Annotated in this window: 21 protein-coding genes; 4 read left to right on the top strand and 17 right to left on the bottom strand. The window is 67.4% G+C overall.

The genetic code is table 11. From position 1 onward, the window contains the following. Nucleotide 1 precedes the first annotated feature (1 nt). From ABQY64_RS01060 to ABQY64_RS01015, 10 genes are all read right to left on the bottom strand, one after another. Nucleotides 2-988 (bottom strand): YheT family hydrolase, encoded by a 987-nt coding sequence (locus ABQY64_RS01060; RefSeq protein WP_016904229.1) that lies wholly within the window; start codon nt 986-988, stop codon nt 2-4. A gap of 63 nt (nt 989-1,051) precedes the next feature. Continuing rightward, entirely contained in the window at nt 1,052-1,951 is a 900-nt protein-coding gene (locus ABQY64_RS01055) for a lysophospholipid acyltransferase family protein (RefSeq protein WP_349780133.1), read from the bottom strand. Nucleotides 1,952-1,972: 21 nt separating this feature from the next. After that, on the bottom strand, nt 1,973-2,401 hold the full coding sequence (locus ABQY64_RS01050) for a hotdog fold thioesterase (RefSeq protein WP_016904231.1): 429 nt from the start codon (nt 2,399-2,401) through the stop codon (nt 1,973-1,975). Nucleotides 2,402-2,681: 280 nt separating this feature from the next. Then, on the bottom strand, nt 2,682-4,703 hold the full coding sequence (locus ABQY64_RS01045) for a phospholipase D family protein (RefSeq protein ID WP_102253134.1): 2,022 nt from the start codon (nt 4,701-4,703) through the stop codon (nt 2,682-2,684). Continuing rightward, the gene (locus ABQY64_RS01040) at nt 4,700-5,272 is read right to left on the bottom strand and encodes a YceI family protein (protein WP_349780132.1); all 573 of its coding nucleotides are present in this window, start codon (nt 5,270-5,272) and stop codon (nt 4,700-4,702) included. Before ABQY64_RS01040 ends, ABQY64_RS01045 begins: the two co-directional genes overlap by 4 nt. A gap of 3 nt (nt 5,273-5,275) precedes the next feature. Continuing rightward, nucleotides 5,276-5,752 (bottom strand): histidine phosphatase family protein, encoded by a 477-nt coding sequence (locus ABQY64_RS01035; protein ID WP_016904234.1) that lies wholly within the window; start codon nt 5,750-5,752, stop codon nt 5,276-5,278. Nucleotides 5,753-5,766: 14 nt separating this feature from the next. Then, complete coding sequence (locus ABQY64_RS01030) at nt 5,767-6,399, bottom strand: ParA family protein (RefSeq protein ID WP_016904235.1); 633 nt, start codon at nt 6,397-6,399, stop codon at nt 5,767-5,769. Nucleotides 6,400-6,551: 152 nt separating this feature from the next. Continuing rightward, nucleotides 6,552-7,625 (bottom strand): hypothetical protein, encoded by a 1,074-nt coding sequence (locus ABQY64_RS01025; RefSeq protein WP_349780131.1) that lies wholly within the window; start codon nt 7,623-7,625, stop codon nt 6,552-6,554. Nucleotides 7,626-7,690: 65 nt separating this feature from the next. Further along, complete coding sequence (locus ABQY64_RS01020) at nt 7,691-8,608, bottom strand: AEC family transporter (RefSeq protein WP_039512436.1); 918 nt, start codon at nt 8,606-8,608, stop codon at nt 7,691-7,693. A gap of 1,192 nt (nt 8,609-9,800) precedes the next feature. Then, on the bottom strand, nt 9,801-10,439 hold the full coding sequence (locus tag ABQY64_RS01015) for a M48 family metallopeptidase (RefSeq protein WP_039517757.1): 639 nt from the start codon (nt 10,437-10,439) through the stop codon (nt 9,801-9,803). Nucleotides 10,440-10,632: 193 nt separating this feature from the next. Here ABQY64_RS01015 and ABQY64_RS01010 point away from each other — a divergent pair, with 193 nt between their 5' ends. Continuing rightward, on the top strand, nt 10,633-14,340 hold the full coding sequence (locus ABQY64_RS01010; RefSeq protein ID WP_349779663.1) for an indolepyruvate ferredoxin oxidoreductase family protein: 3,708 nt from the start codon (nt 10,633-10,635) through the stop codon (nt 14,338-14,340). Between the two features lie 252 nt (nt 14,341-14,592). Here ABQY64_RS01010 and ABQY64_RS01005 read toward each other — a convergent pair whose 3' ends face one another. The 3 genes from ABQY64_RS01005 to egtB are packed head-to-tail and all read right to left on the bottom strand — an operon-like array spanning nt 14,593 to nt 17,150. Next, nucleotides 14,593-14,862 carry a DUF3253 domain-containing protein gene (locus ABQY64_RS01005; RefSeq protein ID WP_349779662.1) on the bottom strand — a complete coding sequence of 90 codons (270 nt, stop codon included), beginning with the start codon at nt 14,860-14,862 and terminating at the stop codon, nt 14,593-14,595. Between the two features lie 15 nt (nt 14,863-14,877). Continuing rightward, nucleotides 14,878-15,864 (bottom strand): L-histidine N(alpha)-methyltransferase, encoded by a 987-nt coding sequence (gene egtD / locus ABQY64_RS01000; RefSeq protein WP_349779661.1) that lies wholly within the window; start codon nt 15,862-15,864, stop codon nt 14,878-14,880. Continuing rightward, nucleotides 15,861-17,150, bottom strand: a complete 1,290-nt coding sequence (egtB, locus tag ABQY64_RS00995; RefSeq protein WP_164739548.1) for an ergothioneine biosynthesis protein EgtB — start codon at nt 17,148-17,150, stop codon at nt 15,861-15,863. Before egtB ends, egtD begins: the two co-directional genes overlap by 4 nt. A gap of 65 nt (nt 17,151-17,215) precedes the next feature. On the opposite strand from egtB, the gene ABQY64_RS00990 reads away from it, so the two are divergent. Next, on the top strand, nt 17,216-18,397 hold the full coding sequence (locus ABQY64_RS00990) for an aminotransferase class V-fold PLP-dependent enzyme (protein WP_126968450.1): 1,182 nt from the start codon (nt 17,216-17,218) through the stop codon (nt 18,395-18,397). A 74-nt stretch (nt 18,398-18,471) separates the two neighbouring features. Here the strand turns inward: ABQY64_RS00990 and ABQY64_RS00985 are convergent, their stop codons facing one another. From ABQY64_RS00985 to ABQY64_RS00970, 4 genes are read right to left on the bottom strand one after another with little or no spacing between them, the layout of a single operon-like run. Continuing rightward, nucleotides 18,472-19,944, bottom strand: coding sequence for a glycine betaine ABC transporter substrate-binding protein (locus ABQY64_RS00985; protein ID WP_349779660.1), 1,473 nt, complete (start codon nt 19,942-19,944; stop codon nt 18,472-18,474). Continuing rightward, nucleotides 19,941-20,678: an ATP-binding cassette domain-containing protein gene (locus ABQY64_RS00980; RefSeq protein WP_024939502.1), complete on the bottom strand. Its 738-nt coding sequence runs from the start codon at nt 20,676-20,678 to the stop codon at nt 19,941-19,943. Before ABQY64_RS00980 ends, ABQY64_RS00985 begins: the two co-directional genes overlap by 4 nt. A gap of 48 nt (nt 20,679-20,726) precedes the next feature. Next, the gene (locus ABQY64_RS00975; RefSeq protein WP_065048191.1) at nt 20,727-21,071 is read right to left on the bottom strand and encodes a calcium-dependent protein kinase 21; all 345 of its coding nucleotides are present in this window, start codon (nt 21,069-21,071) and stop codon (nt 20,727-20,729) included. A 46-nt stretch (nt 21,072-21,117) separates the two neighbouring features. Next, on the bottom strand, nt 21,118-22,323 hold the full coding sequence (locus ABQY64_RS00970) for an acyl-CoA desaturase (protein ID WP_016901218.1): 1,206 nt from the start codon (nt 22,321-22,323) through the stop codon (nt 21,118-21,120). Between the two features lie 153 nt (nt 22,324-22,476). On the opposite strand from ABQY64_RS00970, the gene ABQY64_RS00965 reads away from it, so the two are divergent. Continuing rightward, entirely contained in the window at nt 22,477-23,322 is an 846-nt protein-coding gene (locus tag ABQY64_RS00965; RefSeq protein ID WP_016901219.1) for an ABC transporter ATP-binding protein, read from the top strand. A 190-nt stretch (nt 23,323-23,512) separates the two neighbouring features. Beyond that, nucleotides 23,513-24,523: a TIGR00266 family protein gene (locus tag ABQY64_RS00960; protein ID WP_349779659.1), complete on the top strand. Its 1,011-nt coding sequence runs from the start codon at nt 23,513-23,515 to the stop codon at nt 24,521-24,523. Nucleotides 24,524-24,695 lie beyond the last annotated feature (172 nt).

The raw sequence follows: 24,695 nt of genomic DNA, 5'->3' as shown, positions 1-24,695 counted from the left end.
CCTACGCCTGCGCCGCCAGCCGCTCGGCCACCCAGCGTTCGGCGAAACCATCGCCGCGGGCATTTTCCAGAAAGCCGCAGTGGCCGCCCCAGCGCGCGATCTCCAGCTGCGCATGCGCCGGCAGCTGCCAGGCGGCGAAATCCTCGAACGGAATGACCGGGTCGTCTTCGGCCATCAGGATGTCCACCGGCACCTGCAGGCCGGCCAGGCGCTCGCCGGCGATCGAATAACTGTCGAAATACGCTTCCAGCGAGCCATGCCCGGTGTGCTGCTCGGCCAGCCAGGCCATCAGCCCGCGCATGTCCAGCGCCAGGGTGGCGTCGTCGTAGCCGTGCTGATCGGGGAACAGCTTGCGCTTACGCAGCAGCGACTCGCGCCACTTGCGGCGGAAATACCAATCGTAGAACTGCGGGCCCTTCTCCAGCTGCAGCATCGTCGCCGCCGGATCCAGCAACGGGCACACCGCCGCCACGCGCGCCAGCGGCAGCCCGGCCGCCGGTGCCCGCAGCGCCAGCCGCAATGCGAAATTGCCGCCCAGCGAATAGCCCGCCGCCAGCAGCTGCGGCGCGGGAAACCGCCGCCACAGATCGCCCGCCGCATTGACCACTTCCTCGATGCGATCGGAGTGGAACAGGTCCACGTTGAGATGGTGCGTGCCGCCGTGGTCGCGGAAATTCAGCCGGAACACCTGATAGCCCAGGCCGAGCAGGCGCGCGGCGGTCAGCCGCATGTAATTGGAGTCAGCGCTGCCTTCCCAGCCGTGCAGCAGCAGCACCGTGCCGCGCACCGGGGCATCGCCGGGCGGGATGCTCATCCAGCCCTGCAGGCGCACGCCGTCGCCGCCGTCGAGAATGTGTTCGCTGGTGACCGCGCCGCTGGCGGCCAGCAACTGGCGGCTGCGGAGCCGGCGCAAGGCACTGCTGCCCAGCACCGATTGCACATGCGGATTGCGCAGCCAGCGCGGCGGCAGATAGTCGGAGGCGTTCATGCGCTCATCGGGCCAGACAAGGGGGTGCTGGCCGCAGGGGTGATGAGCGCTTGCATCGTCGGCTCAGGACTCCATTGCCGCAATGATGCGTTGCCGCGAGGTATCGGCCAGGCGGCGGCGGCCTTCGATATCCAGCGCGCGGATCGGCTCGAGAAAATGCACCTCGGCCAGTCGCGACGGCTCGCCGAGCAGACGCACGATATTGGCGGAGAAACTCTCGCGCTCGCCGAACGCCACCACCGCCTGCGCATTGCCGCGCTCGCCGTAGCGCAGCGCCACCGGCTGCACCGGCACACCGGCCTCGACCGCGGCCTGGAAGATGCGCGCATGGAACGGGCCGACTTCGGTACCTCCACGGGTGCGACCTTCGGGGAACACGCCCACCGGCTTGCCGCTTTGCAGACGCAGCAGCATTTCCTGCAGCACCCCGCCCAGCGATTCGGTATTGCCACGCTGATGGAAGATGGTCTGGCCCTTGGTCGCCAGCCAGCCGACCAGCGGCCAGCCGGCGATCTCGCGCTTGGCCACAAAGCCCATCACGCGCTGGCTGTGCAGCATCGAGATGTCGACCCAGCTGACGTGGTTGGCCACGAACAGGGTCGCGCCCGGCAGCGGGGTGCCGAAGCGCCGCAGGCGGAAGCCGAAGATGCGCATCAGGTTGCCCTGCCACCAACGGATCATCAGCTCGTCCAGGGTGTCGTCGCGCCCGGTACGGATGCGCGCCAGCGGCGGCGCCACCACGCACAGCATGGTGATCGGCAGGCAGATGCTCAGATGCATCAGCAACAACGGCACCCGATACAGGTACCGGAACCAACGCAGCACGCTGCCAGCGTCGCGCGTGGCGTCCAGGGATGACTCGCTCATTGACGGAACGGGACCGGTACCAGGGGAAGGAAGCGCAACTATTGTGACAGCAGCGTGGCCTGCGCGCAGTGCCCGCAGCGGGTGGCGCTGTTCCACCCATGCACTTGCACGGCGTGCTCAGCCATTGCTGCGCGGGACCACGGCCAGGGTCAGCCGCGAGACGCAGACGCGCTTGCCGGCCGGATTTTCGATGGTGATGTCCCAGACCTGGGTGCTGCGCCCCACATGCACCGCGCGCGCGGTGCCGGTGACCAGGCCATCGGTGGCGGCGCGCAGGTGATTGGCATTGATCTCCAGCCCCACGCACATCTGCGCGGTCATATCCACGCACAGGTTGCCGGCGCTGCTGCCCAGGGTTTCGGCCAGCACCACCGACGCACCGCCGTGCAGCAGGCCATACGGCTGCTTGGTGCGCGCATCCACCGGCATGGTGGCGCTCAACCAGTCGTCGCCGGCGGCGGTGAACACGATGCCCAGATGTTCGATCAAGGTGTCACGGCTGGAGGCGTTGAGGGCGGCCAGGTCGACGGGTTCGCGGAAGGTCATAGGCTGGGGATTGGGGATTGGGGGGAATCGGGAATCGGGAATCGGGAATCGGGAATCGGGAATCGGGAATCGGGACAGCATCTGCGGCGCTGGGGTCTGATGCAACTGCCTTTGGCTGGCGCTGCACGCCAGGCCGCGATGGTGACTTCGGCGGATGGCGGTGTGTGGCGCGCCGCTCATCTCCTGCAGCGCACCGCGCCATTGCAGCGGTGCGTCACTCCACGATGCACCGGTTGCCACGCGCCGTCTCGATGCCGACCCCGGGCCGGCAGCGCTGCGATCAGAGGATCGGCACCAATCCTGCACCGAAGGCGGTCAGCATCCGCACCAGCAGCCACTTCGGGCCGACGTTGACCTCGGGGAAATCGCCTACCGCTACATAGCACTGCCGGAACTGCGGGTCCTGGCGCTTGAGCGGGAACGGGCAACCCGGCCCCGGCTGGAACTCGTAATTGGTGGCGTAGCGCCAGGGCCAGAAATCCAGCACCGGCAAGGCTTCGGACACCTTGCCCACGCTGTAGTTCAATCCGCTCAGCACCGGCGGCTTTTCGCGCGGGGCCACGGTCCAGGCGTTTTCCGGCGCCATGTCGCGCTCGATGCTGGCCGCCAGCGCCTGCGCAAAGCGCGCATCGTCGATCACCACCGCCGCTTCGGTATTGTAGTTCTCGCTGCGCGGATCGAAGTTGTGCGTGCCGATCACGCCGATGCGGCGGTCCACCACCAACGACTTGGCATGCAGGCCCATGCGCGCACCGGCACGGGTCACCGGCAGCGGCTTGTTGACCGCGCGCGTGCCCAGGAACGAAGGCCGTGTCTCGGTGCGCAGCACGCGCCGATCGACCTCGCTGCCGCCGGGCGCACGGCCTGCGCCACCCCCGCTGCCGCGGATCGCAGTGCCGGCCGTGCCACCGCCACCGCCACCACTGCCACGCATGGCGTTGCCAGCCGCACTGCCGCCGATCACGCGGTTGACCCGACCATCGTCTTCGGCCGGCTCGGCCGCCGCGGGGTTGAGCGGATCGGGCACCAGGTTGGCGTACTCCACCGGCGCGTTCAGCGGGAACGGCTTGAACTCGTAGACGTTGAAGCCCAGCTCGCGCATGTTGCGGCGTTTGAACTTGTACGACAGCGCATACACGATCGGGTTGTCGGTGGCGGCCAGGCTATTGGTCGACACCACGATCCGCGGCGGCTGCGGGCGCTGGCGCAATGCGCGGAAGATCGCCTGGGCCTCGTCGGACAGCACCAGATACGGCGTCTGCAGCAGCACTTCCTGCTGCGCGCCGGCAATCAGGCCGTCCAGTTCCGGCGCGGTGGACACCGCCTTGGCGGCGTGCTCCTTGCGGTGCTTCTGCGGTAGATCGGCCACATACAGCACGCGCTGCACCGGCATGGCCGGGGTCACGAACGCGTCGCGCACGAACTGGGGATCGCGCGCCTCCTGATCGACCCGCTGCACCCGATCGGGGCGGCGGAACGTGGCCGGCGGCATCTTGGGCGCGCCCTGCTCCAGCAGCAGGCGCCCGACATCGTTCAGACGCTCGGCCGGCACGCTGCGGCGCGCGCGCCAGAACGCATCGAAATTGGCCGCCATCGCGCGCACTTCCGGCCCGGCCAGGATCACGTCGCGGTCGCGGAAGTTGTACTCGCTATCCCAGTCGTAATAGTCGTCTTGGTAATTGCGCCCGCCGACCACGCCGAGCACGTCGTCCACCACCAGCAGCTTGTTGTGCATGCGCTGGTTGAAGCGACGGAAGCAGCACACCACGCTGCCGGCATAGTCGAAGTAATTGAGCTTGACCTTGCCGAAGGTCGGGTTGTAGATGCGCAGCTGCAGGTTTTCGTGGGTGCTGGCCAGCGCACCGAGAATCTGCAGATCAGCGATCGCCGAGAGCTGATCGATCAGGATGCGCACCTTGACCCCGCGCTGCGCCGCATCGGTCAGCGCATCCAGCACCATCCGCGCGCTGTCGTCCTTGTCGAAGATGTAGGTCTGCAGGTCGATGCTGCGGGTGGCGCTGCGGATCAGGTTGAGCCGCGCCACCAGCGATTCTTCGCCGTGATCGACGATGGTGGCGTAGTGCCGCGGCGCGGCCGGCGTGGAGGCGGTGATCGCCTCGCCACCCAGCGCGCGCAGCGGCGAGAGCTGGGCGCAACGATTGGCCTGCGTGCAGCTGACCACGGTGCTGCGGGCAGCAGCAGCCACCCCGGCGGCACGGTTGCGTTCGATTTGCGACAGGCCGGCGCATCCGGTGCCGAGCAACAGCGTTGCCAGCACAAGCACCCTCAACAGGAACCTCACGGGCGCCGCGCCTCCTGCAACCGCCCACGCAGAATGAACGTCACCCTGTCACCCAGGGCCATCTGCCACGCATTCATTCCGTAACGTCCACGCAGGACCGTACCTCGACTGATTACATCGCAATCATAGCCCGGACGCGCGCATTCAGCCGGCACCACGTGCAGGGTCTCGACGTGGGTGATTCCGCGAATGGTCAGGTTGCCGGTGATGTCGCCGCCCTTCTTCACCGCTTCCCCGGTGTAGGGAAACGACTCGAATTCCACCACCGGATACTGCGCGACGTCGAAAAAATCCTCGCCGCGCATCCACGCCGTGTAGCGATCCTTGCCGGGAATTTCCACCTGCGTGGCATCCAGACGGAAGCGCACCTGCTGGCGCCCGTCAGGCAATTCCGCCAGTTCACCCCGAAAGCGCGGGAAGAACCCCTCGATCTTCATGCCGAAGCGCGTCCTGATCTCGAACCCGAAGCGCGATTGCACCGGATCGATGGAATGCAGCTTCTGCTGCGCCATGCAGGGAAGAGCGACCCAGAGCGCGAGCCAGGCAAACCAGCGCAGCGACGATGACACGGATCAAGGCCACCAGAAGGCGGTCAGGCGGGCGATGCCCGGTTCGATGGCCGCATCCAGCGGCAGTGCCAGCAGGGCGATCGCGGCGGTCGGCATACCGCGGTAGTCGCCGGTCTGGCCGCTGTGCATCAAGGCGGCCAGCCGTTCCAGGCCCGGGTTGTGGCCGACCAGCAGCAGGCGCTCGGCATCGCGGTGTTCGTCCACCAGGCTGGCCAGGGTGCCCGGCGTGGCGTCGTAGATTCGCTCGTCCAGGCGTTGTTCGATGTAGCCGGTGAGTTCCAGCACCGCTTCCAGCGTCTCGCGCGCACGTCGCGCCGGCGAGCACAGCACGCGGTCGGGCACCAGGCGCTGCTCGCGCAGCCAGCGGCCGGCAGATTCGGCCTCGGCGATGCCGTGCGGGGACAGCGGGCGATCCAGATCGGCCTGGCCGGTATCGGCTGGCTCGGCGTGGGCGTGTCGCAGCAGTATCAGTTCGCGCATGAAAACACTCCGGTCTAGGACTTCTTGAGCCACTTGAACAGCGGCTCCCAGTCCTGTTGATGGTCGCGCACCTGCGCCGAGCGGTAATCGAACAGGCTGCGCCCCAACCCGGCCATCACCACATAGGCCTGGGTGTCGCGCAGCTGGGTTACCAGGGGATAGGGCCAGGCGCCAATCATCTCGGCAGCTTGCTGCGAGGTCTGGGTCCACGGACGGGCGCGGTTGAGCACCAGGCCCACCGGCAATTTGCGCTGATGCACGCGCGGCACCTTGGCCAGTGTGTTGAGGAAGCCGACCACCGCTTCGATATCCAGCGCCGAGGACAATACCGGCACCACGATGGCATCGACGTGGTCGAGGAAGCCGCTCAGGTCATCGGCCATCGCGCCGGCCGGGGCATCGATGACCAGCTGGTCGGTGCCGTCGGGCACCGCGGCCTGCCAGTTGCGCCGGCGGGTGGCGTCGATCGGCAACACCGCACTTTCCAGGCTGGCGCGACGCTGCGCCCAGCGCGTGGACGAGCCTTGCGGATCGGCGTCCGCCAGCACGGTGCGCTGGCCCTGCAAGGCCGCATGGGCGGCCAGATTGGTGGCGATCGTGGTCTTGCCGACGCCGCCTTTGGAGCCGGCCACCAGGACTGTCTTCATGCACGCCTCGCTTCCGGGAGCAAGCCGGCAGCGTACACCGCGACGAAGTGAGGAAGTAGTCGAAAGGCGTTAAACGTCCACCGTCGATCGCTCTCGCACTGCAGCATCGTCCGCTGGCGGATGGCCGAGGCGACATGCGCCGGCCAAGCGGATCAGCGGGTCTGGTGGCCCGGTGCGCCCGGCTGCCAACCCGCTGGCGGCTGCACTGCAAGGCCTTGACGCTGTAACCGTGCACGCAACGCCGGCACTTCGCCCTGCGTCAGGACGGCCTCCAGCTTGTCGGCGAGGCCATCGACGGTGGGCGCGCGGGGCTGCTCTTGCTGCTGCAGCCACTGCAGTTCCCGCACCCGCGCCTGCCAGCGCGTGGCATCGGCGCCGCTGCTCAGTGCCGCCATGCCTCTGCTGCCGATCATGGCGGTGGCCAAGGTGGACTCGTCATTGGCCACGTTGTTCAGCACGGCCATGCACTCGTCGCGTAACGCGGGCGTGGCAACGGTGGAGCTGCAGCGCCGCATCAGATCGCCCAGCGCGGGAAGTGCATGTGCAGACCAGGCACCCATCACGAACATCGCCGCCATGCCCGCGCCCGTGGAGGGCATGCCTTGCGCGTCGAGTTGCGCGCGCAAGCTGACCGAGGCCAGCGATGGCCATTGCACGCCGCCGTAGATGGCATGCAGAGCCTTGCCGAGTGCCAGCGCACCGCTGTCGAAATGATCGGACTGCACGGCCGCCTGCCAAGCGCGTTCGGCAGCCGCCTGGTCGCCGCGGCGCTGCGCATCCGTATAGGCACGCAGATGCACACTGGCGTTGCCGGCATCGGCCTGCTCCAGGAAGGCCAGCGCAGCTCCTGGGTCACAGCGCAACGCAGGTGCGCAACCGGCGGATTCCATGCGCGCCACCAACGGGTCGCGCGGCCGCGCGTCCAGGGCACGCTGCAGCCAGACCCGCTGGATGGGGGCATAGCCTCCGTCTGCGGCCGACACCGCGTCGTCCTCGGCATCGACCCACAACAAACCGGCCAGATACAGCTGCCTGGGCTCGCCGCTAGCCGCCATGCTGCGCAGGCGTGCCTGCATGGTCTGGCCGACCTGGCGCGCCCATTGATCCACCAGCGGATCGTTGGCCGCAGCCGCTGTGCTCGCAGGCGCTGCCGCCATGGCCGGATGTGCCACGCAGACGCTGCCAAGCCATAGCAACGCCGTGGTGATCAAGCGATATCCGTGCATGTATTGCTCCTGTCCATGTGGGCGCGCAGTGTTGCGGCCCAGCATTTCATACGGACCAGGCCCTATCAAGCCACCAGGCGTGCCAACAGCCAGGCCCATGCAGGCAGGGTCAGCAGCGACAGCAGGATGCTGTAGCCGACCATCGCTGCGGCCAGGCGCGGTGCCAGCCGATGCGAGATGGCCAGCGCGGCGGCGGTGATCATGGTGGGCATGGCCGATTCGAGCACGTTGGTCTGCAGCATCGCGCCATGCAGACCGAGCGCCAGCGACAGCGGCAACGCCAGGATCGGCATCACTGCCAACTTGAAGGCCAAGCCCACCGCCAAGGGTTTGAGTTCGTCCGCAGGCAGGCGCAACTGCAGCGAAAAGCCCACCGCCAGCATCACCAGCGGCAGCATCGCGTCGGACAGGCTCTTTAAGCCCGCGCCGATCCAGGTCGGCGGCTGCTCCGGCATCACCGTCAATGCAAACAGCAATGCCCATAGCGGCGGGAAGCGCAGCACGCGCAACAGGATCAGCTTTGCGGTCGGCGGAGTGTCGCCGCTGTAGCGGGCCAGCACATACAGCCCGAACGTCGATAACAGCACGAAGGTGCCGAACTGGTCGTAGACCACTGCATACGGCAGGGCGTGATCGCCGATCAATGCGCGCACCATCGGAAAGCCGATGAAGCTGGAGTTGGTGAACACCACGCACATCAGCAGCGCGGCGTATTCCTCGCGCTTGAACCGGAACAGGCGGCTGCAGCCCCACAGCAGCGGCACGATGATTGCGGTCAGCAGCCACGGCGTGGCGATCACTCCACCCAGCGATGCATCCAGGTGCAACCGCGGCACATAGGTCAGCACCGAGGCTGGCAGGCAGATGTACAGCACGATGCGATTGAGTACATCGGCGCTGTTGTCCGGCAGCACCCGCAAGCGCGCGAACAGCAGGCCCAGCCCCAGCATCGCCAGAATCAACGCAAATGCATCCACCGCCATGGCGTGGTCAGGTCCGTGGGAAAGCGGCACTCAGCATCGCATAGTGGGCGTCGTGCCTGGATCGGCGACGGGCTGGATCGACGACGGGCTAAATCGGCGAGCACGCCTACGCGTGGCGCAGATCGGTCGCTCAACGCCTGGCAACAGGCATGTCGAGGCTTGCCGCTTCCGGGATGTTGCCAAAGCTAGTCAGTCGAGGGCTCGGTGGTCGAATGAAAAGCTGCTTGCTAGACATGCATCGGCCACTGAGCCATTGAGCCGGCCCATCATTCTCCAGCGATGCACATCGCGCACCGCTCTTGACCGTGCACACCGACCATCTCGACTGGTCCTTGCCCGCCTACCGTCGCGGGACCTTACGCGGCATGGATGCCGCGTAAGAGCCTACACGGACGTACTTGCGGCGTGTCCCGCGATGGTGGGCGGGCAAGGGCCCTGCAGCAAAGCCGCAGATCAACCGCTCTACGATGAGCTATCGCACGGACGACTGCCTCAAAAGACCGACCATCTCGACTGGTCCTTGCCCGCTCACCGTCGCGGGACCTTACGCGGCATGGATTCCGCGTAAGAGCCTACACGGACGTACTTGCGGCGTGTCCCGCGATGGTGGGCGGGCAAGGGCCCTGCAGCAAAGCCGCAGATCAACCGCTCTACGATTGAGCTATCGCACGGGCGGCTGCTTCAAAAGACCGACCATCTCAACTGGTCCTTGCCCGCTCACCGTCGCGGGACCTTACGCGGCATGGATGCCGCGTAAGAGCCTACAGGGACGTACTTGCGGCGTGTCCCGCGATCGTGGGCGGGCAAGGGCCCTGCAACCCAGCCGCAGATCAACCGCTCTACGATTGAGCTATCGCACGGGCGGCTGCTTCAAAAGACCGACCATCTCGACAGGTCCTTGCCCGCTCACCGTCGCGGGACCTTACGCGGCATGGATGCCGCGTAAGAGCCTACAGGGACGTACTTGCGGCGTGTCCTGCGATGGTGAGCGGGCAAGGGCCCTGCAACAAAGCCGCAGATCATCCGCTCTACAACTGATCCATCAGCGCTGACCAATCCTTCGAAGCACGACATCCGAAGCAATCGACTTGGAGCGTGGCCGCGTTGCCCGCTGGCGCCGGCCGCAAGACGACGTGCGACGTGATGCATAGCGACGCGCTACGGGGCTTTCTGCAGCGCGCCCGCAGTCGAGTTACGGAAACGCAGGCGGGTTGGCCTGCCATGCCGCAAAGACCTCGGCCAGGCTGGCGCGTTCGGCCTCGCGCCAATCCGGCAGCAAGGTGGCGTAGCTGGCGGTGCTGCTCCAGCGATCCGGCCAGGTGCGCACTGCAGCGGCGTACCACTCGACCGCTTCCTGCTTACGCCCGGTGCGCCATAGCGCCAGGGCGGCGGTGGTCGGCAACCAGGCCGGCGCGGCCGGACGGCCGTTGGCCAGGCTGGCCCACTGCTGCAAGGCCTTGTCAGGCTGGTCGGCGCGCAGCAGATCCCAGCCGTAGTTCCAGGTGATGGCACGGTATTGCTGGCTGCCGTTGGAGACCAGCCCCAGGGCGCCCTGGTAGAGCTCGTCGCCCAACTGCGTGCGTCCACCGGCATAGGCCAGCGAGGCGAGCTGCGCGCGCGGTTCAGCCGCACGGGCGTCACGCTGCACCATCGCCGCCAGGCGGTCGACCACCGCATCGCCCTGCCCCTGCACCGCGACCACGGCCTTGGTGGTGCCGCGATCTTCGTCGAAATAGAACTCCTTGGGCTTGGGCAGGTTCTGCGCCTGCGCCATCGACCACACGCCCCCGAGCAGGGCCAACATCGCGGCCCATGCGTATTTCCTTTTCACTGGCTTTATCCCCTGACAGCAAACGACCCTTCCCGTCCCCATCGTAACCGCAGCGCGACGGCTGTGCATCCGCATGCAACGGGCGCGTGAAGAGCGACTGTTACACTTTGCACCGCCGTTTTGGAATCCGTCGGGCGGGTCATTGGTTTCAGATGACACGCACCGGGTCCCAGCCACCCTTTCCGGGCACGCCATGACCAGTACTGCTGCACTCTCTTCTCCCGACTCTGCCAACACGCCGGAGCTCGGCCAGGTGGATGCGGATTACACGCTGGAGCACAAGTACACGCGTGCCGATGGGCGCATCTACTTGTCCGGTGTGCAGGCGCTGGTGCGGCTGCCGTTGATGCAACGCCTGCGCGATGACGCCGCCGGGCTTGCGACTGCCGGCTTCATCAGCGGCTATCGCGGCAGCCCGCTGGGCGGTTTCGACCTGGAGCTGTGGCGTGCGCGCAAGCATCTGGACGCGGCCAGGGTGACCTTCACCCCCGGCCTCAACGAAGACCTGGCCGCCACCATGGTCTGGGGCACCCAGCAGACCAACCTGTTCCCCGGTGCCAAGGTGCAGGGCGTCTACGGCATGTGGTACGGCAAGGGCCCGGGCGTGGACCGCAGCGGCGATGTGTTCAAGCATGGCAACGCCGCCGGCACCTCGCCGTATGGCGGCGTGCTGGCACTGGCCGCCGACGACCATGCCTGCCGCAGCTCCACCCTGCCGCACGGTTCGGAAGAAGAATTCGTCAGCGCGATGATGCCGATCCTCAACCCGGCCGGGGTGCAGGACATCCTGGACATGGGCCTGCTCGGTTGGGCGATGAGCCGCTATACCGGGCGCTGGGTCGGCTTCAAGACCATTGCCGAGACGGTGGAGTCGTCGGCCTCGGTGGATGTGGATCCGTTCGCACGCAGCATCGTGTTGCCGGAGGACTTTGCGCTACCGCCGGGCGGCCTGAGCATCCGCTGGCCGGACCCGCCGGTGGATCAGGAAATGCGCCTGCACCGCTATGCGATCGCCGCCGCACAGGCCTTTGCACGCGCCAACCAGATCGACAAGATGGTGCTGGATTCGCCGCATGCGCGGCTGGGCATCGTCACCACCGGCAAGAGCTATCTGGACGTGCTGCAGGCGCTGGAATATTTGGGCCTGGATGCGCAGGCCTGCGCGCAGATCGGCATCCGCGTGTACAAGGTCGGCATGACCTGGCCGCTGGAGCCGGTGGGTATCAGCGCGTTCGCGCGCGGGCTCGACGACATCGTGGTGGTGGAAGAGAAAAAGGCCTTCATCGAGCGCCAGATGAAGGAGCTGTTCTACAACTGGCCGGCCAGTGCCGGTGCGCGGCCGAGCATCGTCGGCAAGTACGACGAGCAGGGCGAATGGATCCTGCCGTCCACCGGCGAGTTGACTCCGGCCACGATCGCGGCGGTGATCGGCAAGCGCATCCAGCGCTTTGCGCTGCCGTCCAGTGCGATGACCGAGTCGATCGAACAGCGGCTACGCTGGATGGACAGCAAGGAGGCCGAAATGGCCTTACCGCGCGCGCTGTTTCCGCGCGTGCCGCATTACTGCTCCGGCTGCCCGCACAACACCTCCACCGCGGTGCCGGAAGGCTCGCGGGCGCTGGGCGGCATCGGTTGCCATTACATGGTGACCTGGATGAACCGCTCCACCGACACCTTCACCCATATGGGCGGCGAAGGCGTGACCTGGTCGGGGCAGGCGCCGTTCACCGAAACACCGCACGTGTTCCAGAACCTGGGCGACGGCACCTATTTCCACAGCGGCTCGCTGGCGATCCGGCAGTCGGTCGCCAGCGGCGTCAACATCACCTACAAGATCCTCTACAACGATGCGGTGGCGATGACCGGCGGCCAGCCGGTGGACGGCACGCTCACCGTGCCGGACATCGCGCAGCAGCTGCGCGCCGAAGGCATCCACACCATCGCGGTGGTCAGCGACGACATCGGCAAATGGACGCGCCGGCGCGAGCGCTTCCCCAGCGAGGTGGCGTTCCACGATCGCAGCGAACTGGATGCAGTGCAGCAGCAGTTGCGCACGATCAAGGGCGTGTCGATCCTGATCTACGACCAGACCTGCGCCACCGAAAAGCGCCGCCGCCGCAAGCGCGGCAAGCTGGTCGACCCGCCCAAGCGCGTCATGATCAATTCGCTGGTGTGCGAAGGCTGCGGCGATTGCGGCGAGAAGAGTTTCTGCGTGTCGGTGCTGCCCAAGGAGACCGAATTCGGCCGCAAGCGGCAGATCGACCAATCCAATTGCAACAAGGATTATTCCTGCGTGTCGGGCTTTTGCCCGAGCTTTGTCACCGTGTATGGCGGTGCGCCGCGCAAGGGCCAACAGCGCGATGCCAGCGCCTTGCTGGGCAACCTGCCCGCGCCGCCGCAACGCACCACGCTGCAACAGCCCTGGAACATCCTCATCACCGGCGTCGGCGGTACCGGCGTGGTGACCATCGGCGCATTGCTCGGCATGGCCGGGCACCTGGAAGGCAAGGGCGCCACGGTGCTGGACCAGACCGGCCTGGCGCAGAAGGGCGGCGCGGTGACCACGCATATCCGCATCGCGCGCCGACCGGCCGATATCCACGCGGTGCGCATCGCGGCCGGCGAAGCGGATCTGGTGCTGGGCTGCGACATGGTGGTGGTCAACGATTATTGGGCCCTGTCCAAGGTGCGCGACGGCCGTACCCAGGTGGTGCTCAACACCTACGAAGCGATGCCGGGCAACTTCACCACCCAGCCGGATCTGCAGTTTCCCGCCGCCGAGATCATTGCCGGCGTGCGCACCGCATTGGGCGGCCAGGAGCCGCTGTTGCTGGATGCCACGCAACTGGCGACGGCGCTGCTGGGCGATGCGATCGCCAGCAACCTGTTCGTACTTGGCTATGCCTGGCAACACGGGCTGGTGCCGTTGTCGCATGCCGCACTGATGCGCGCCATCGAGCTCAATGGCGCGGCGGTAGCGATGAACCAGCAGGCGTTTGCGTGGGGGCGCCTGGCCGCGATCGACCTGCCGGCGGTGCAGCAGGCGGCCGGGTTGGGCAAGGGTGGCGAGCGTGCGCATGCCCAGGGCGATACGCCGCCAGCGCGCGCACCCGGCAGCTGGGAAGAACACGATCTTGGCGGGCAGACCGCACCGCACACGCTGGCGCAAGGCGACGGCAACACGCTGCATGGCGATGTCGATGCGCCCACGCATCCGCTCGACGACGAGCAGCTGGCGCAGTCGCTGGATGAAGCCATCGCGCGGCGCGTGACGTTTCTGACCGACTACCAGGATGCCGCCTACGCACAGCGCTATCGCAGCCTGGTCGAGCGCGTGCGCACGCACGAAGCGCAACAGGCGCCCGGCAGCAGCGCATTGAGCGAGGCGGTGGCGCGTTACTTCTTCAAGCTGATGGCCTACAAGGACGAATACGAGGTGGCGCGGCTGTATACGCGTGGCGACTTCCAGCGCCGGCTGCAGCAGCAGTTCGAAGGCGACTACACGCTGCGCTTCCACCTGGCACCGCCACTGTTGGCCAGGAAGGATGCGCACGGCCACGCGATCAAGCGCGAATACGGGCCGTGGATGTTCACTGCCTTCAAGCTGCTGGCGCGGCTGAAGTTCCTGCGCGGCGGCAAGCTGGATGTGTTCGGCTACAGCGCCGAACGGCGTGGCGAGCGTCAGCTGATTGCCGATTACGTGGCAACAGTGGACACGCTGCTGCAACGGCTGGATGCCGACAACGTCGGCCTGGCCGCGCAGATCGCCAGCATTCCCGAACATATCCGCGGCTACGGGCACATCAAGCACGCGCATCTGGAAGAAGCCAAGGCACGCGAAGCGGCGCTGCTGGTGCAGTGGCGCAATCCCAAAGCCTTGCATGTGGTGCAGGCGGCGTAGGGCTGCGGATCGGCGTTGCAGCGTTAAAGCGTTGCGCGCCGATGATGGGGCGTTGCCGGTGGTGCGGCAGTGACGGGCTGGTGGGTCGTGGCACAGATGCCGCGCAACGGCCGCTGCTGCGGCGACTGACCGCGTTGCCGCATGACGGCGGTCAGTGCCGGCTGGGGCGATGGGCTACCGGCGTCACGATCGGCTAGCCAAGGTGCCCCTGCAGCGCACGCGAGCGGTGCTGCGCATGCAGCGCCCCGCCCGTCATTCGAAATGCCGGCCGCGTCTCAGGCGAACCGGGCCACGCACAGTTCCCACATCGACCACTTCGCCACGTTGGGTGATCTGCACCACGTCGCTGCCGGCCAGATCGGCGGCAACGCTGCGGATCTGCGGCATCAGCGCGCGCCAGCGCATTTCGTCATCGCTGAGTGCGCGGGCAACCTCGGACGGGCAGATCGATTGCTCCGGCAGCCGGCGCGTTAGCAGCGCGCGGATGGTCGCGACGATCTGCCCGTCGTCAATCCGTTGCACGCCAGACGCCAGAACTCAGAGCGGGCGCAACACGCGCAGGCCGAACCAGTCCTTGGCATCGTTCCAGCCGTGAGTGACTTTCAGCCCCGCAGCGGCGGCAAGTTCGGCAAAACGCGCGTCGGTGTACTTGTAGCTGTATTCGACCTGCATCGCCTCGCCTTCGGCAAATTCGAATGTCTTGCCGCCCACCTGCACGCGCTGGGCGCGCTGGCTGATCAGGAAGGTTTCAATGCGGCCGCGTTCGCGCGCATACACCGCGTGGTGGCGGAAGCCGTCCAGGTCGAAGTCGCTGCCGATCTCGCGGTTGAGCCGCGCCAGCAGATTCAGGGTGAACTCGGCAGTGACGCCGGCCGCATCGTTGTAGGCGGCCTCGATCAGGCCGGCATCCTTGTCCAGATCGATGCCGATCAGGGCGCACCCGTCGCTACCCATGGTCTGGCGCATCGCATCGAGCAACTCGACGGCGGCATCATCGGTGAAATTGCCCAGCGTCGAACCGGGGAAGAACACCAGATGCCGGCGCGCGGGGCGCTGCGCCTGCGGCAGCTGCAGCGGCTTGGTGAAGTCGGTGCATACCGGCAGCATCTGGATCTGCGGGAACTGCTGCGCCAGCCGCGCGGTGCTCTCAAGCAAGGCAGTGCGTGAGATTTCCAGCGGCGTGTAGGCCACCACATCGCGCAGGCCCTGCAGCAGCAATTCGGTCTTGCGCCCACTGCCGCTGCCGTATTCGACCACGTGCACGCCAGCGCCGATCGCCTGCGCGATCGAGGCCATGCTGGCCTCCAGCAACGCCAGTTCGGTGCCGGTGAGGTAGTACTCCGGCTGCCGGGTGATCGCCTCGAACAACTGCGAGCCGTGCGCATCGTAGAAATACTTGGACGGCAGCGTCTTGGGCGTTTGCGACAGGCCGGCCAGCGCATCGGCGGTGATGTCGTCCGGTTGCGGGCGCAGGTCGGTCAGCGCGGCGTGCGCGCGTTGCATGGCATGGGCGGCGGCGTTCAAGGCAGATCCTTGGCAAGGCGCACGCCGGCAAACTGCCAACGCGCATCGGAGGGAAAAAAGTTGCGGTAACTGGCGCGGACGTGGCTGGCCGGCGTGGCACAGCTGCCACCGCGCAGCACCCATTGCGCATTCATGAATTTGCCGTTGTATTCGCCCAGCGACCCGGGCCACGGCGCAAAGCCGGGATATGGCAGGTAGGCGCTGCCGGTCCATTCCCAGACATCGCCGAACAACTGCTGCAGGCCGGTATCCACCGCGTCGGCGCCGCGCGGATGCAAGGCATCGCTATCGACGAAATTGCCCTGCACCGGCACACCGGTGGCGGCCTGTTCCCACTCGGCTTCGGTGGGCAGGCGCGCGCCGGCCCAGCGCGCGAACGCATCGGCTTCGAACAGGCTCAGGTGGCATACCGGCGCGTGCGCATCGCGCGGGCGCCAGCCATCCAAAGTGAATTCGCGTCCGTCCGCATCCCAATACAGCGGGTGCTGCCAGCCTTGCGCCTGCACCATCGCCCAGCCATCGCTGAGCCAGGCACCGGCACTGCGGTAGCCACCGGCGTCGATGAACTGCTGGAACTCGGCGTTGCTGACCACCCGATGCGCCAACGCATGCGCGCCGACCAGCACGCGGTGGCGCGGCGACTCGTTGTCGTAGGCGAAGGCATCGGCCTGCGGCCATGCCGCCGCGCCGATCTCCACGATCTGTTCGTCGCGTGCCTGCCAGCGCAGCGTGCTGGCGACGGCGGCAGGCGGTGCCGGCGCATCGCGGTACGCCGGCTGCAGCGGATTGCTCCACAGCGCGTGCTTGATATCGGTCAACAGCAATTCCTGGTGCTGCTGCTCGTGCTGGATGCCGAGCTGCACGATGGTGCAAGCCTGCGCATCCAACACCCCATCACGCAGGCGCTGCTGCATCTGCGTATCAACCGCAGCCCGGTAGTCGCGTACCTGCTGCAGCGACGGCCGCGACAACACCCCGCGACGCGCGCGCGCGTGCATCGGGCCCACGCTCTGGTAGTAGCTGTTGAACAGGAAATCCCAGGCCGGGTCGAACACACGGTAGGCCGGATCGGCCTGCAGCACGAAGCGTTCGAAAAACCAAGTGGTGTGCGCCAGATGCCACTTGCTGGGGCTGGCGTCGGGCATGCTCTGCACCATCGCGTCTTCAGCGCTCAGGGGTGCGGCGAGGCGATCGCTCAGCGCGCGGGTCTGCGCGTAGCGTTCCAGCAGCGTCAGCTGCTGTTGCTGGTGGTGGCCCAGCAGAGATGAGAGTGCAGACATCGCCATATGCTTGAGGAGCGCCTGTGAACGCGCCGTGTCGGCAGCGTGGCAGCCAGCGGTAAGCTGTCGCCATGTCTTCTTTTTCTCTGTCCAGCCTGCTCCCCGCGCCCGTCGAATGGGAACACCGCCAGCAGGCATTTGCGTTACCTGCCGACATCACCTATCTGGATGCCGCCTCGCGCGGCCCGCTGCTGCGCGCGGTGCAAGCGGTCGCGCATCAGGCAGTGGATGCGCTGGCCACCCCGTGGCAGCTGCCGTTCGATGCCTGGCTGCAGGACATCCAGCGTTTGCGCACGCTCGCTGCAGGCCTGTTCGACGACGATGCCGACGGCGTGGCGATGCTGCCCTCGGCTGCGCACGGCCTGGCGACCGCCGCACGCAACCTGCCGCTGCAACGCGGCGAGGCGGTGCTGCTATTGGAAGGCCAGTTCCCCTCGAACCTGCTGATCTGGCAACGCCGCTGTGCCGAGGTGGGTGCGCACATCGTGGCGGTGTCCACTGCCGGTGGCGATGCCTTGACCGCGGCGGTGCTGCAGGCCATCGCCCAGACACCTGCATTGCGCATCGTCACCTTGCCGCATGCGTATTGGCTGGATGGACGACAGCTCGATCTGGACCGCATCAGCGCCGCGGTGCACGCACGCGGTGCGGCGCTGGTGCTGGATCTGAGCCAGAGCCTGGGCGTGCTACCGACCGACCTGCCGCGCTGGCGGCCGGACTTTGTGGTCAGCGTCGGCCACAAATGGCTGCTGGGGCCGATGGGGCTGGCCTGGCTGTGGGTGGCCCCGCAATGGCGGGCGCACGGCGTGCCGATCGAAGAACACTGGATCGGCCGCGATGCCGGCAGCAGCTGGGAATTTCCGGTCGCCCAGGCGCCGTCCTATCGCAGCGGTGCGCGCCGGTTCGATGCCGGCGGCGTTGCCGATCCATTGCGGATTGCGATGGCGACGGTAGCCTTGCAGCAGGTCGCTGCCTGGCAACCGGCGCGCATCGCGCAGGCGCTGGGCGCGCTCACCGCGCGCTGGGATGCGGCGCTGCAGGCACGCGGTCTGGGCAGTTGGTGCACGCCCGCCCACGCGGCGCATCTGACCGCGTTGCAGCCGCCAGCAAACCGGCTGGATGCGGTGGCGACGGCGTTCGGCGCGCGCGGCGCGATCTGCACACGCCGGCACGGATGTTTGCGTATCGCGCCACACCTCAATGTCACCGAAGATGCGCTCTCAGCCCTGATCGCAGCGCTGCCAACTGCGTGACCGTAGGAGCGGACCTGGCCGCGACGGGGCGTTACCGGCTAAGCCCCGTCGCGGCCGGGTCCGCTCCTACGGGCTCAGCCGCGCTGGCGGATGCGCAGCCCACGCGGGGTGACCAAGCGCTCCAGGCCCTCGAACAGCGCCTGCACGATCAGTGCGAGCACCGCCGCAGGAATTGCACCTTCCAGGATCAGGCCGATGTCGTCCAGGCGGATGCCGGTGAGGATCGGTTGGCCGTAGCCGCCTGCGCCGATCAACGCGCCCAGCGTGGCGGTGCCCACGTTGATCACCGCCGCGGTCTGGATGCCGGCCACGATGGTGCGACGCGCCAGCGGCAGTTCCACCCGCCACAGGCGCGTCCATGCCGGCAGCCCGATCGCCTCGGCGGTCTGGCGCAACTCGCGCGGGATCGAGGTCAGCCCGGCATGCGTGTTGCGCACGATCGGCAGCAGGCTGTAGAGAAACAACGCCGCAATCGCCGGTTTGGCGCCGATGCCGAACAACGGAATCATGAAGACGAACACTGCCAGCGACGGCAAGGTCTGCAGCACGCCGGTCAACGACAGCACCACCTGCCCGAGCCGCGGCCGCCGGGCCGCCAGCACGCCCAGCGGCAACGCGATCAGCAAGGCGAAGACCAACGAGATGCCGACCAGGGCCAGATGCTCGCGCGTATGCCGTAGCAAACGCGCCACACGCGAGTCGGCTGCCGATGCCGGCGCAACGCCCAGCCACTGCGCAGCCACCGCCGCCTCGGACTGACGCTCCAGCTTCACCTGTGCGTTGAGCCGCTGCATGGTCGCCTCGTCGATGCGCCCCTGCAGCCCCTGCAATGCCTTGAGCATCGCCGGTGAGCGCTGCGCCAGGTCCTTGCGATACAGGAATACCGCCTGGTAATCAGGAAAGTAATGGCGGTCGTCGCGCAGCACCTGCAGCCGGTAATACGGAATTTCCGCATCGGTGCTGTACAGATCGGTGACCTCGATCGCTCCGCTCTGCAGCGCACGATAGGCCAGATCGTGATCCAGCCCGGTCGCGGTCTGCGGCAGTGCATAGGCGGCGCGCACGCCCGGCCAGCCATCAGCGCGCTGCATGAATTCGTTGCTCAGCCCGATCTTGAGCGATGGATGCCGTGCCAGATCCGACATCGAGGCGATGCCAAGCGCCTGCGCGCGCTCGACGCGCATGCCGAAGGCATAGGTGTTCTGGAAGCCGAGCGAGTCGGTCATCGCCAGCCCACGCGCGTCCAGTGCGGCGCGCAGTTCGGCCTGGCTGGCCTTGGGCAGCTGCAGCAGTTCCTGCGCCAGCGTGCCGGTGTATTCGGCGTACGCATCGATCTGCCCGGTCTCCAGCGCGCGCCACAGGATGCGCGTGCCACCGAGCTGCGCGCGGTGTTGCACGTCCACGCCGTCGCGCTGCCCGGCGGCGGTGGCGATCTCGCCCAGCAGCACGGCCTCGGTGAAGTTCTTCGAGCCGATCGTCACCTGCGCGGCCTGCGCACCGACGCTTGCGATCAGCAGTGCCACGGCGAGCAGCACGCGCGCGATCATGCGGCGTCGCCGATGCTGCGCTGCGCAGTGAGAAAGCGCTGCACGAACGGATCGGCCGGCTGTTCCAGCAAACTGCGTGCACTGCCCTGCTGCACCACCTGGCCGGCCCGCATCAGCACCAGGGTGTCGGCCAGGTAGGCGGCTTCGGCGACGTCGTGGGTCACCAGCACCACGGTCTTGCCGAGCTGGGCGAACAGCGCGCGCATCTGCGCCTGCAGGTCGTAACGCACGATCGGGTCGAGCGCGCCCAGCGGCTCGTCCAGCAGCAGGGCCGGTGGATCCAGCATCAGCGCACGGATCAAGCCCACGCGCTGGCGTTGACCGCCGGACAGCTCGGCCGGATAACGCGCCAGCAGCTCCGGCGGCAGCTGGCAGAGCGCGCACAGGGTTTGCAGGCGTTGGTCGATGCGCTGCCGCGTCCAGCCCAGCGTCTGCGCCAGCAACACCACATTGCTGCGTGCATCCAGATGCGGAAACAGCCCGCCTTCCTGGATCACATAGCCGATGCGCTGGCGCTGCGCCTGCAGGCCGGCGCGTTGCAGCGGCGCACCATCGAAGGCGACCGTGCCGCTGTCCGGCCACTCCAGCCCCACCAGCATCCGCAACACGGTGGACTTGCCGGCGCCGCTGGGGCCGATCAAGGCGGTGGTGATGCCGCTGGCGAACTGCAGGGAGACGGAGTCGAGGGCAATGGCCTGGCCGTAGCGCCGGCTGACCTGGTCGAGAGTGAACATGCGCTCGAGCTTGCCGAACGCAGCGTCAGACGCGCGCGAAGGTAGGCATCAGCGCGGCGGCGCCAGCAACTCGCGCGCGCTCAGATAGCCGTCGCCGTTGGCATCCTGCCGCGCGAAGCGCTCGATCAGCGTGGCGCGATGCGCGGCGCGGGTGATCGGTTTGCCGCGTCGGCCAGGCAGTTCATCGCCCTGCAGCACGCCGTCATGGTCCAGGTCGCGCTGCTCGAAGGCATAGCTCATCCAGGCCAGATATTCGTCGCGGCTGACCCGGCCATCGCCATCGGTATCCATGCGTTGCAGATACTGCTGGCTGTCCTGCACCTGGGCCTGCGCTTGCGCAAGAAAAGCCGGAGCGCATACGGCACCCGCCAGCAGCAGGCCGCGCGCGACCAAGCCATGCGATCCATGCACACGCACAGCAGTGCGCGTGCCGCCATGCTTACGACCCACTCAGCGCATAACCCTTCAGCCGCGCCGCATAAGCCTGTAGGGCGGCATTGCCGCTGGCTTCGGCCTCATGACACCACTGCTGCAGGTGCTTGAGCCGCTCGGACGCATCGTGGCTGCGCGCCTCCAGCACTGCAGTCAGGCGTGCGCGGTACTCGACCAGCGTGCGCATGCGCGGGCGCTCGGCCACCCAGTGCTGCAGTTGCGCGCGCGCATCGGGCTTGAGCCAACGCCCGTCATCGACCAGGCCCTTGCGCAGCCGCCGCGGCAACAGCTGCCGCAACTTGGCGCCGGTGGCCGCGGCCTCTTCGCGCAGCGCCGGGGTGAACACATTGCGCTGGTAATCGGTCATCGCCTGGAAGCGATGCGAGAGCAGGGCCTTGAGCGTGTCGGCATCGGGCACGGCGATGTTGGGGCGGATGTCCAGCGACGGCGCCACCCGCAGCACCTTGGCCAGGCCGATCGCCTGCAGCCCGCGAATGGCGACCCAGCCGATATCCAGCTCCCAGCGCCGCATCGAAAACCGCGCCGAGCTCGGGAACGCATGGTGGTTGTTGTGCAGTTCTTCGCCACCGATCCACAGCGCCCACGGCGTCAGGTTGGTGGAGGTGTCGGCCGACTCGAAATTGCGATAGCCCCACCAGTGGCCCAGGCCGTTGACCACGCCGGCAGCCCAGAACGGAATCCACGCCATCTGGATCGCCCACAGCGCGATGCCGGGCAAACCGAACAGCACCGCGTTGATCACCAGCAACGCGATCGGGCCGGCATTGGCATGCGGGGTGTACAGATGCCGCTCGATCCAGTCGGTGGGCGCGCCCTTGCCGTATTGCTCGATGTCGGCACGCTGCGCACGCGCTTCGCGGTACAGCTCCACGCCACGCCAGAACACCTGGCTGATGCCCTTGGTCTGCGGGCTGTGCGGGTCTTCCTCGGTCTCGACCTTGGCGTGATGCTTGCGATGGATCGCCACCCATTCGCGGGTGATCATCGAGGTGGTCAGCCAGGTCCAGAAGCGGAAGAAGTGCGCCACCACCGGATGGAAGTCCACACCGCGATGGGCCTGGCTGCGATGCAGGTACAAGGTCACCGCGAAGATGGTCAGCTGGGTGAACACCAGCAGCACCGCCAGCATGCCCCACACGCCCAGCCCGGCCACGCCGGAAGTCAGAAGGTCGATGATCGGGTCGGACAACATCGGCATCTCCACAGCGGCGCCATCGGGTTGGGTCGATGGAGACATGATGGGGGCGATGGCGGCAAACTTCACCCTTCGGATGCGTAGGGTGCGCCCTACATTTCTAAAGCGGTTCACACGCTTCCCCTCCCCACTGCGCCTGATGTCACCCGTATGACGGTTACTGCCGAGATGTCCACCGATCCTGCTGCTGTTGCCAACGCCATCCCGTTGATCGAGCTCGACCAGGCCAGCGTGATGCGCGGCCAGGTGCGCGTGCTGCATGCGCTCAGCCTGCGCATCGCGCTGGGGCAGCACACCGCCATCCTCGGCCCCAATGGCTGCGGCAAATCCTCCTTCATCAAACTGATCACCCGCGAGCTGTATCCGCTGGTGCGCGCCGACGGCCAGGCGGCGGTGAAAGTGCTCGGGCAGGTGCGCTGGCAGGTGGATCGCCTGCGCTCGCAGCTGGGCATCGTCACCGGCGACCTCAGCGTCAACCTGGCCGACATGCCGGGGCTGGATGTGGAAAGCGCGGTGCTGTCCGGTTTCTTCGCCAGCTATGTGGTGCCACCGCATCGGGAGATCAGCGACGACATGCGCGCGCGGGCACGGGAAGCCTTGGCCCTGGCGCGCGCGCTGCCGTTGCTGGACCGGCAATTTGCCGAACTGTCGGCCGGCGAGACCCGCCGCGTGCTGATCGCGCGTGCACTGGTCAACCGCCCGCAGGCGCTGCTGCTGGACGAGCCGTCCACCGGCCTGGACCTGGTGGCGCGACAGCACCTGCTCGACACCATGCGTCACCTGGCCCGGCAAGGCATCACGCTGATCCTGGTGACCCATCACATCGAGGAAATCGTGCCGGAGATCGCGCGGGTGATCCTGCTACGTGCCGGCACCGTCGTGGCCGATGGTCCGCGCGATGCGCTGCTCACCGACGCCAGCCTGTCGGACGTGTTCGGCGGCCCGGTGCGGGTGCAGCGCGACGGCGAGCGCTATTGGGCGACGGTGGGCGAGTAAGCACCATCCGCGCTACCGCGCACGCAGCCCGGGGACCTTGCGCAAGCTACGCGACGACAGCCGGCAGCCACGCGTTCCTTACAGGCCACAACCGCGGCCGACCGCGCCCTCAAGGCATGACCTTGGACACGGGACGCCGTCACCGCGGCTGCGCTTAGACTCGGCGCACGCACAGACAGGAGTCGTCCCGATGGCCCAGTGGTATTTCCATGTTCCCGGACAGGCCGATCGCGTCGGCCCGATCGACGATGCCAGCGCCCGCGCGCATGCCCAGCGCCAGCCCGACGCGCTGGCCTGGCGCGACGGACTCGATGGCTGGACACCGGCCCGCCAGCTGGCCGAGCTGCAGGGCGGCAGCGGCCTGCCGCCACCGCTGACCGGCGCAGCCGGGCGCGCCGACGAGATCGACTACCGCATCGTCGGCAACGACATGCAGTTCGTCGAGGTCGAGCTGGACCCGGGCGAAAGCGCCATCGCCGAGGCCGGCGCGCTGATGTACAAGGACGCCGTGGTGCAGATGGACACCGTGTTCGGCGACGGCTCGCATGCCGGCCAGAGCGGCGGCGGCGGGCTGATGGGCAAGCTGCTGTCGGCCGGCAAACGCGTGGTCACCGGCGAGAGCATGTTCACCACCGTGTTCACCCATGCCGGCAGCGGCAAGGCCAGGGTCGCATTCGCCGCGCCCTATCCGGGTACGGTGCTGGCGCTGCGCCTGTCCGAGCATGGCGGGCAACTGATCTGCCAGAAGGACAGCTTCCTGGCCGGCGCGCGCGGCGTGTCGCTGGGGATCGCGTTTCAACGCAAGATCCTCACCGGCCTGTTCGGCGGCGAGGGCTTCATCATGCAGAAGCTCGAAGGCGACGGCTGGGTCTTCGTGCATGCCGGCGGCACCGTGGTGGAACGCGAGCTCGGCCCCGGCGAACGCATCGATGTGGACACCGGCTGCGTGGTCGCCTACCACGCCGGCGTGGACATGGACGTGCGCCGCGTCGCCGGGCTGAAGAGCATGTTCTTCGGCGGCGAAGGCGTCTTCCTGGCCACCCTCACCGGCCCCGGCAAGGTGTGGCTGCAATCGCTGCCGTTCTCGCGCATGGCCGGCCGCATGCTGCAGGCCGCCCCGCAGGCCGGTGGACAGCAACGCGGCGAAGGCTCGATGTTGGGCGGCCTGGGAAGGTTGCTGGATGGCGACAACCGGTTTTGATGGGGTGACGCGGCCGGCGGCTATGCCGGCACCCTACTCCTGCCGGGAGAAGGTGGCGCGTCGCGCCGGATGAGGGGACCGGCGAAGCCTGCTGCGATCCCATGTGGCCTCGCTCCTTACCCTCACCCCCCGCTCCGCGCCCCCGGCCCGTGCAGGTGGCTGCGGCCATCGC

Origin of the sequence: Xanthomonas sp. WHRI 7065 (assembly GCF_040203115.2) — a bacterium.
In the GTDB taxonomy this organism is placed as follows: Bacteria; Pseudomonadota; Gammaproteobacteria; order Xanthomonadales; family Xanthomonadaceae; genus Xanthomonas; species Xanthomonas arboricola.
Note: the sequence above shows the minus strand (reverse complement) of the source record. Positions and strands in the feature narration are given on the sequence as shown.